Annotated in this window: 2 protein-coding genes; both read right to left on the bottom strand. The window is 75.4% G+C overall.

The genetic code is table 11. The annotated features are described in order from the left end of the window. Positions 1-99: 99 nt before the first annotated feature. Positions 100-609: a methylated-DNA--[protein]-cysteine S-methyltransferase gene (locus tag ACIQOV_RS38115; RefSeq protein ID WP_359908049.1), complete on the bottom strand. Its 510-nt coding sequence runs from the start codon at positions 607-609 to the stop codon at positions 100-102. Continuing rightward, positions 606-2249 (bottom strand): DNA-3-methyladenine glycosylase 2 family protein, encoded by a 1644-nt coding sequence (locus tag ACIQOV_RS38110; protein ID WP_401055349.1) that lies wholly within the window; start codon positions 2247-2249, stop codon positions 606-608. Before ACIQOV_RS38110 ends, ACIQOV_RS38115 begins: the two co-directional genes overlap by 4 nt. Positions 2250-2273 lie beyond the last annotated feature (24 nt).

Raw genomic sequence — 2273 nt, 5'->3', positions numbered from 1 at the left:
ATGGGGGGCTCAGCGGACGGGGGCGCTCAGCGGGGCTGCCGTGCTTGAAGGTCCGATGCTCGGACGTCGGGTGCTCGGACGTTCGCGGCGCACCGGCGGTCAGAACAGGGTGCCGCTCTCCAGGTCCAGCAGCCAGCGCTTGCGGTCCACGCCGGCGGCGAAGCCGGTGAGCGCGCCGCCGGCGCCGAGCACCCGGTGGCAGGGGCGGACGATCAGCAGCGGGTTGGCGCCCACCGCGCCGCCGACCGCCCGGACCATGCGCGGCTCCTGCCCGGCCAGTTCGGCGAGTTCGCCGTACGTGACGGTCTTGCCGTACGGGATCTCGTCCAGTGCCGCCCAGATCCTGCGGCGGAACTCGGTGCCCTCGGGCGCGAGCGGGAGGTCGAAGCCGGTGCGCTTGCCGGCGAAGTAGTCGGTCAGCTGGGCCACCGGCTCGGCGAGCGCCTCCGGGTCGAGGACCCAGTCGTCGGCGGGCTCGGCCAGCGCGTACTTCTGGCCGGGCACGGTGACCGTGGCCAGCGCGGCCGGTCCGCCCTCCTCGGGCAGCACGCCGCTGAGCAGCAGCCGGCCGAAGGGGCTCTCCATGGTGGTGTAGACGGTGGTGCTCATGCTCGTCCGTTCTCCGTTCCGGTACTGGTGTCACTGGTGTTGCTGGTGCTGATGCCGGTGTTCGCGGGACTGGTACTCGCGGGACTGGTACTCGCGGGGCCGGTGCTCACGGGGCCGGCCCACAGCCGGTGGACGGCGTAGGAGCGCCACGGGGCCCAGGCCTCGGCGGCGCGGTCGGCGGACTTCGGGTCCCCCGCGGCGCCGAGCCGGAGCAGGCCGTGCTTGACGCCCACGTCGCTCGGGAGGAAGACATCGGGGTCGGCCATCGCCCGCATCCGCAGGTAGCCGACCGTCCAGGGGCCGATGCCGGGCAGGTCCAGCAGGCCGGCCGCGGCCTCCTCCCGGTCGACCCCGCTGTCGAGCCGGACCACGCCCTCGGCCAGCGCGGCACACAGGCCGGTGAGCGCGCGGCGGCGGGCGACGGGCATCGCGAAGTCCTCCGGATCGGCGGTGGCCAGGGCGGCCGCGCTCGGGAAGAGCAGCCGCAGGCCGCCGCTGGGCTCGGGCAGCGCGGTGCCGTACTTCTCGGCGAGCCGTCCCGCCAGGGTACGGGCGGCGACGACGCTGATCTGCTGGCCGAGGACGGCGCGGACGGCGAGCTCGTGCGGGTCCACGTGGCCGGGCGAGCGCAGGCCGGGGCGCTCGCGGACCAGCGGGCCGAGCAGCGGGTCGGCGCCGAGCTGCTCGTCGACCGCGAGCGGGTCGGCGTCCAGGTCGAAGAGGTTGCGCAGGCGCTGAACGGCGGTCGGGAGGTCGCGCAGGTCGGCGAGCAGCAGGCGGCAGTCGAGCCAGCCGCGGGTGGGCGGCTCGCCCGGCGCCAGGCCGTCGACCTCGGCGATGCCGTGGCCGTACGGGAGCGCGAGGGTACGACGGTACACGCGCACACCGGGCCGCGCGCCGGGGACGACCTCCTCCACGCCGGGGACCGCGCGCAGGGCGAGGAAGTCGATCAGGTGCTCGCTGTCGAGCGCGCCGCGGTAGGCGAGGCGCAGGGTGAGGCCGCCGGCCGGGGTCGCGCTGCGGCGGCCGGCGGCGACCTCGGCGCGCAGACCACTGGGAGTGCGGTCGTAGACCTCGCGCACGGTGTCGTTGAACTGGCGGACGGAGGCGAAGCCGGCCGCGAACGCGACGTCGGTGACGGGCAGTTCGGTGGTCTGGAGGAGCAGGCGGGCGGTCTGCGCGCGGCGGGCGCGGGCCAGCGCGATCGGGCCGGCGCCGAGCTCGGCGATCAGCTGGCGCTGCAGCTGGCGGGCGCTGTAGCCGAGGCGGCCGGCCAGGCCGGCGACGCCCTCGCGGTCCACCACGCCGTCACCGATCAGGCGCATCGCGCGGCCGACCAGGTCGGCGCGGTGGTTCCACTCGGGCGAGCCCGGCACGGAGTCGGGGCGGCAGCGGCGGCAGGCGCGGAAGCCCGCCCCCTGGGCCGCTGCGGCGCTGGGGTAGAAGACGCAGTTGACGCGCTTGGGGGTCACGGCGGGGCAGCTCGGACGGCAGTAGATGCCGGTGGAGGTGACCGCCGTGAAGAAGACCCCGTCGAAGCGGGAGTCGCGGCTGTCCACGGCTCGGTACCGGATGTCGTCGTCGATCACGTTGTCCAGTTTGCGGCACTGGGCGGGGGGTGACTGGCGGGAATCGGACATCGCCGTTGATCGCTGTTTCAGGGG

The sequence above is a fragment of the Kitasatospora sp. NPDC091257 genome (genome assembly GCF_044757675.1).
Lineage (GTDB): Bacteria > Actinomycetota > Actinomycetes > Streptomycetales > Streptomycetaceae > Kitasatospora > Kitasatospora lactacystinica.
Note: the sequence above shows the minus strand (reverse complement) of the source record. Positions and strands in the feature narration are given on the sequence as shown.

What these genes read in the sequence shown, in the direction of transcription:
- ACIQOV_RS38110 (WP_401055349.1), bottom strand. Translation starts at nt 2,249, where the DNA reads ATGTCCGATTCCCGCCAGTCACCCCCCGCCCAGTGCCGCAAACTGGAC.
- ACIQOV_RS38115 (WP_359908049.1), bottom strand. Translation starts at nt 609, where the DNA reads ATGAGCACCACCGTCTACACCACCATGGAGAGCCCCTTCGGCCGGCTG.